Origin of the sequence: Acidihalobacter prosperus (assembly GCF_000754095.2) — a bacterium.
GTDB lineage: Bacteria > Pseudomonadota > Gammaproteobacteria > DSM-5130 > Acidihalobacteraceae > Acidihalobacter > Acidihalobacter prosperus.
Window position 1 is genome coordinate 558465 of the sequence record NZ_JQSG02000002.1, and the last position, 6000, is coordinate 564464.

Sequence of the window (6000 nt, forward strand, 5' to 3'; positions counted from 1 at the left end):
GCCCGACTGGCTAACGGACTAGACCGCCTCGAGCTTGCGCAGCTTGCCTGGCACCAGATGGAAGTCGGCCAGCGCCGCGACCAGCGCGCTGAAGAAGGTGGCCTCGCCTTCGTAGACCATGCGGTAGTACTCGATCTTCATCGTCAGCGCGCTCCCGAAGATGATCGAGATCAGGGTCATGTACGAGCCCAGCGCCAGAGTCGAAACACCGGTCACACCCTGGCCGATCGTGCAACCCATGCCCAGCACGCCGCCCACGCCCATCAGGAAGCCGCCCACGATATGGCGAGCAAAATCGGTCACCGAGGAGAACCACTCAAGCCGCAGCTTGCGCGTGAACAACGCGTACAGGAAGGAACCGAGCACCACGCCCAGCGCCACCATCATGCCGAAGGTCACGAGCTTGGACTTGAAGCCCGCGCTGAGGAAATACAGCACCTGACCACTCGGCGAAACGAAGGTGAACGACTGCGCACCCGGCGCCGCCGGCGGCGTATCCATGAATTCGATGTCGCTCAGCCAGTGCTGACCGACAGGCCCGGCGGTCAGCCACCACCCACCGACCACGATGAGGCCGACGATCAGACCGCCGATCACATTATCGCGACTGCCGCGGAAATCGCTCGAGCGCAACGCCCACACAATCAGCGCGAGACTCAGGAGCACGCCGACCACGTAGCCGACCACCTGCGGCGAATGGATACCGAACATCGCCGCAAGAATGCTGCCGATGCCCTGGTTGCTGGCTCCGAAACTGCTGACGTCGATGAAGGCCGGGGTCATCCACTTGAGGAAGACGTGATAGCCGAAATTGGTATACATCATCAGATAGGCGCCAACGCCCATCATCGCGAACACGAACAGCGACTTGATGTTGCCTGCGCCGATCCGGACCATGGTTTTGTTGCCGCAGCCGCTGCCCAAGGTCATGCCGACGCCGAACAGAAAGCCGCCGACCAGATAGCGCGGCCACGCCAGCGAGCTGGTCAGGTATGGCGGAAAGGATTTGCTGTTGTCGGCGACCATGGACATGTTGGCCTGACCGGTCCACTGCAGGATGAGCACGCCCGCGATCGCCACCGCGATCGCAAACATCCAGGCGCGAATGCGTCCCGTGTCGCCCATGTTGACCCAGTCCGATACCGCGCCCATGGTGCAGAAATTGGTCTTGTTCACCACCGCGCCCATGACCACTGCCAGCCCGAGCCCCCCGAGCAAGACCTGTTGTGTCGTTGTCAGATCCATTAGCCGTCCCTCTGCAAATAAGTTCTCATTGTAGTCGCGCAGGGCACACTCGGCCCTGCGGCCTGATCGATCGCGAACACTAGGATGCGTCAGGCCCGTTTTTTATTCCGGCATGTTTTATTCCGGCATGCGCCGCGCCCTTCAGCCCTGGTATCGGGTCGGGTCCGGCACACCAGCGTCATCGAAGCCTGCCGCGCGCAGCCGGCAGGCGTCACAACGGCCGCAGGCTCGGCCGGCATCATCCGCCTGATAACAGGAAACCGTTTGCGCATAGTCGACCCCAAGCGCCATGCCGCGTCGGATGATCTCCGCCTTGGTGTCCTCGATCAGCGGTGCATGAACATGGATCCGTCGGCCTTCCACGCCGGCCTTGGTCGCCACATTTGCCAAGCGCTCGAAGGACTCGACGAAGGCCGGGCGACAATCCGGGTATCCAGAGTAGTCCACCGCATTCACGCCGACGAAAATGTCCTGGGCCTCCAGTACTTCGGCCCAGCCAAGCGCGACCGAGAGGAACACGGTATTGCGCGCCGGCACGTATGTCACGGGAATGCCCTCGCCCGGCAATTCGGGCACGTCGATGCTTGCGTCGGTCAGCGCGGAACCGCCGATCGCGCCGAGATCCAGTTTGATCACGCGATGCGCCGCCGCACCGCCGCGCATTGCCACCTCATGGGCGGCGTGCAGTTCCGCCGCATGGCGCTGGCCATAATCGAAACTCAGTGCATAGCACTCGAAACCGGCCGCGCGCGCGATGGCCAGCACGGTGGCGGAGTCGAGCCCGCCGGACAACAGGATCACAGCCTTGTTCATCGCCCCGGTGTGTCTCCCCATAGGTATTTGTGCAATTGAATCTGGAAACGCACCGGCAGGCGATCGGCCAATATCCATTCGGCCAGCAGCGCCGGCTCAAGCTCGCCGTGCACTGGCGAAAACAGCACCTCGACGCGCGCCGCAAGATCGAATGCCTTGAGCTGGCTTCGAGCCCACTCGTAATCGGCACGCCCGTAGATCACGAATTTGACCTGATCATGCGGACCCAGGTGACGCAGGTTCTCCAGGCGGTTTTTCCCCGCCTCGCCGGAATCGGGACATTTGAGATCGATCACCTTCACCACTCGCGGGTCCACGCCCGCCACGTCCAGTGCGCCGCTGGTTTCCAGCGAAACCGCATGGCCGGCATCGCACAAGGCCGTGAGCAGGGGCAGCGCGGCCCGCTGCGCCAGCGGCTCGCCGCCCGTCACCGTGACGTGGCGCACTGCATGCTCCGCCACCACCTTCAGCACCGCTTCGACCGACATGGATGTGCCGCCGGAAAAGGCGTATGCGGTATCGCAGTAGCGGCAGCGCAGCGGGCACCCCGTCAGCCGCACGAACACGGTCGGCCTGCCGACGTCGCGCGCCTCTCCCTGCAAGGAAAGGAATATCTCGGTGATACGCAGGCGGTTGAGTGCCGATGGCTCGGCGACCGGCTCGGCGCGTGTCTGGCTAGTGACCTTCACGCTGCATGCGTCTCAGGCGATCGGCAGCCAGTCGGGCCGCACTGGTACCGGGATAGTTGTTCACCACGTTCTGCAACGTCTTGCGCGCATCAGGCCACTGCTTGAGTTCGTATTGGCTGTAGCCGATCTTGAGCATCGATGCCGCGACCTTGTTGCTCTGCGGGTATTGGTTTACCACCAGGCGGAATTGCGCGAGCGCCTGATTGAAATGCTGCTCGACATACAGCGCCTCCCCCATCCAGTACGCCGCATTGGGCACATATGGACTCTGCGGATACTGCTTGATGAAGGTCTTGAAGGCATCGATGGCCTCATGATAATGGCTGTTCTTCAGCAGATTGAAGGCCTGCTGGTAGGCATCGAGGCCATTATTGCCGCTACTCGCTGGCGCGGCCTGTGCCTGCGGCGCGGTGGTGGCGGCGGCAGCCTGTCCCGTCTTCGCGACCGGCATCGGCGTGTTGCCGCCTGTGGCGGGCGTACCCGACGTGCCCGCACCGGACGATGCGCCTGCACCACCTGAAACCGCAGCCTCAAGCGCCTGCAACCGCTGATCCGTATTCATATACAGCTCGCGCTGACGCTTGCGCAGGTCATCGATCTCGTGCGACAGCTCCTGATTTTGGCCGCGCAACTGACGAATTTCCTGCTGCAGACCGGTGATCTGTTGATAGAGCTGGATCACCGCCTGGCTGTCGTCTGCATACGCGGGAAGGCTGGGGGCGGCGAATGCCGCCCCCAGCAGAACTGCAGGTACCCATTGAACTGAACGCATAAATCGAGTTCCGTCGTCTGTTGGCTTACTGCCCCGTCGTCGATGACGGCGAGCTGCCATTACCCATCATGGACTGGCCACCGCTCATCGATCCGCCCGTCGACGCCGAGGACGTTGTCGGCGTTGCATTCATCGGCGAATCGCCGCTGACCGGCAGCCCCGGATAGACCAGATCCACGCGGCGGTTCTTCTGCCAGCAGGCCTCATTCTGCTGCAGGCAGACCGGATTGTCTTCGCCATAGCTGATAATGTCGAGCTGGCTGGGCTTCACGCCCTGCAGTTCCAGCAGCTTGGCCACCGCCTGCGCGCGCCGCTCGCCGAGTGCCATGTTGTAGGTGTGCGAACCGCGATCATCGGTATTGCCTTCAAGCTTGATCGTCGTGGCGGGATGCGCGGACAGGTACTTGGCGTGCGCACTGATGATGGAAAGATACTGAGGCGCGATCGCACTGCTGTTGAATGCGAAATAGATCGTGCGCTTGAATAGCGGGCTGGCAGGATTGCTGAACTCGCTCGCGCTCATCCCACCCTGGCCCTGCAAAGCATTAGCCTGTCCCTGCTCACCCGTCGTACCGGTACCCGCTCCCATGCCGGCCGCGCCGCCGGTCGATGCCGGCTTGACCGTTTGCGAAGTCGGCGCGCAGGCGCCCAGCGTAGCGGCCAGACCGGCAACCGCCAGAACCCTGTACAACTTGTTCATAACCACTCTCCTTGGAAAGCCCGTAATGGGATACATATCCCGTTCAACTACCTAATTGCCATACGGCGACCAGGCCGGCTGGCTGACGTACTCGGGTCCACTCAGACGCTGACGGACACGGCCGTCGACGCTGACCACACCCAATACCTTCTTGCCGCCATCGACGGTGCTGTAGATGATCATTGCGCCGTTGGGCGAAAAACTCGGCGCATCGTCCAGAGGACCCTGGGTCAGTACCTGCATCTGCCCGGTGCCCAAATCCATCACCGCGATCTGGAAGGCGCCGCCGGCCTGGTGCACGAAGGCGATCTTCTTGCCATCGGGGGATACGCTGGCGCCGGCGTTGTAATTGCCGTCGTAGGTCAGACGCTGCGCAGGACCGCCGTCCAGTGTCTTGACGTAAAGCTGCGGCGAACCGCCCCTGTCCGAGGTGAAGACGATGGATTTGCCATCCGGCATCCAGGCCGCGCCGGTATTGATCGACGGGTCGTGCGTCACCTGCGTCAACTTGCGGGTGGCGAGGTTCATTACGTAGACCTCGGCGTGACCGTCGTGCGTCAATGTCAGCGCCAGCCGCGTGCCATCCGGCGAGAAGGCCGGCGCGCTGTTGAGTCCCGGCTGCCCGGAAATCAGCTCGCGCTTGGCCGTTGCGAGGTTCTGCAGATACAGCTTGGGGCTGCCGGAGGCAAAGGAGACGTAGGCGATGTACTTGCCATCCGGCGACCAGGCCGGCGAGGAAAGCGGCCGGGGCGACGAATAGACCACTTGCGGATCATGACCGTCGTAATCGGCCACCATGATCCTGAATCGCTGTATGCGGCCGTCTTGCACCTGGGTGCTGACATACGCGATGTGCGTATTGAAGGCCCCACGCTGCCCCGTGAGCTGCTGATAGACCAGATCGCTGATCCGGTGGGCTGCCTGACGCAGCTGACCGAGTTTGGCCTGGAAGCGATAGCCGAGCAGCTGCTGGTTCTGCAGGGTATCGAACAGCTGGAAGTGCACGCTGTACTGACCGCCGCCGAGCGATTCGAGCCCGCCGATGACCACGTCCCCGACCCCCATTTTGCTCCAGGCCGTGTTGTTGATCTGGCTCGGCTGCGTCGGCTGCTGCGGCATCTTGCCAGGCGGTACTGGTGCAAACAGGCCGCTGCGCGCCAGATCGTCGGCGACGATATGCCCGATACGCTGCGGCGGCTGCCCCGTCCCGGACCAGCCGAAGGGCACGACGCCTATCGGCGTCGCGCCCACGGCACCCTGAGTAATCGTGATATTGAGCGCGGCGTGGGCCGGCATCCATGCCAGACCGAGCAGCAGACACAGAAATACCGTAAGTCGTCGTATGAGCATCGTCATCTCTGAGGCTTGAAGTCGAATATCAGGGTACGCTGAAAGACACTTGGATTGGGAGCAAGCGGCAATGGTTCCGAACGCCGGACCGCGACCTCGACCGAATGCTTGAACAACTCGTCTCCGGTGCAGTCGGTGATCTGCAGGCTGAGAATATACCCCGCCGGGTCCTGCTGGACCATGACACGGCAGCTCTGTCCCGGCTGGTACCCCGGCGGTATCACCCAGTTGTTTTGAACCCGCGCCTGGATAGCCGCCAACCACGAATTCTGTAGTTTTTGGTTGCGCGCGGCGGTCGCCGCCATCTGTTGTTTTTTGAGCGCAGCCGCCTCAGCCGCGATCTGCGCCTGCAGGCGTCGTTTCTCAGCCGCCTCCTCGGCCTTGCGCTTGGCTTCCGCCGCCGCCTGGGCCTTTGCCGCCGCCTCGGCCTT

The 6000-nt window shown here is 62.8% G+C and carries 7 protein-coding genes; all 7 read right to left on the bottom strand.

What is annotated here, in order from left to right:
* Positions 1-18: 18 nt before the first annotated feature.
* Positions 19-1245 carry a YeeE/YedE family protein gene (locus tag THPRO_RS06700; protein WP_065089386.1) on the bottom strand — a complete coding sequence of 409 codons (1227 nt, stop codon included), beginning with the start codon at positions 1243-1245 and terminating at the stop codon, positions 19-21.
* Positions 1246-1386: 141 nt separating this feature from the next.
* On the bottom strand, positions 1387-2058 hold the full coding sequence (gene queC, locus THPRO_RS06705; RefSeq protein ID WP_038088633.1) for a 7-cyano-7-deazaguanine synthase QueC: 672 nt from the start codon (positions 2056-2058) through the stop codon (positions 1387-1389).
* Positions 2055-2747, bottom strand: coding sequence for a 7-carboxy-7-deazaguanine synthase QueE (gene queE / locus THPRO_RS06710; protein ID WP_052064213.1), 693 nt, complete (start codon positions 2745-2747; stop codon positions 2055-2057). The genes queC and queE overlap by 4 nt, the downstream gene beginning before the upstream one ends.
* Positions 2734-3519: a tol-pal system protein YbgF gene (ybgF, locus tag THPRO_RS06715; RefSeq protein ID WP_161489943.1), complete on the bottom strand. Its 786-nt coding sequence runs from the start codon at positions 3517-3519 to the stop codon at positions 2734-2736. The genes queE and ybgF overlap by 14 nt, the downstream gene beginning before the upstream one ends.
* A gap of 25 nt (positions 3520-3544) precedes the next feature.
* Positions 3545-4219 carry a peptidoglycan-associated lipoprotein Pal gene (pal, locus tag THPRO_RS06720; protein ID WP_052064215.1) on the bottom strand — a complete coding sequence of 225 codons (675 nt, stop codon included), beginning with the start codon at positions 4217-4219 and terminating at the stop codon, positions 3545-3547.
* A gap of 51 nt (positions 4220-4270) precedes the next feature.
* Positions 4271-5569 carry a Tol-Pal system beta propeller repeat protein TolB gene (tolB, locus tag THPRO_RS06725; protein WP_236717264.1) on the bottom strand — a complete coding sequence of 433 codons (1299 nt, stop codon included), beginning with the start codon at positions 5567-5569 and terminating at the stop codon, positions 4271-4273.
* A 2-nt stretch (positions 5570-5571) separates the two neighbouring features.
* A partial coding sequence (gene tolA / locus THPRO_RS06730; protein ID WP_065089388.1) for a cell envelope integrity protein TolA occupies positions 5572-6000 on the bottom strand: 429 nt, incomplete at its 5' end.

Bases quoted from the DNA above. Each gene is read 5' to 3' on its own strand.
- queC (WP_038088633.1), bottom strand. From the start codon at position 2,058: ATGAACAAGGCTGTGATCCTGTTGTCCGGCGGGCTCGACTCCGCCACC.
- ybgF (WP_161489943.1), bottom strand. From the start codon at position 3,519: ATGCGTTCAGTTCAATGGGTACCTGCAGTTCTGCTGGGGGCGGCATTC.
- THPRO_RS06700 (WP_065089386.1), bottom strand. From the start codon at position 1,245: ATGGATCTGACAACGACACAACAGGTCTTGCTCGGGGGGCTCGGGCTG.
- pal (WP_052064215.1), bottom strand. From the start codon at position 4,219: ATGAACAAGTTGTACAGGGTTCTGGCGGTTGCCGGTCTGGCCGCTACG.
- tolB (WP_236717264.1), bottom strand. From the start codon at position 5,569: ATGCTCATACGACGACTTACGGTATTTCTGTGTCTGCTGCTCGGTCTG.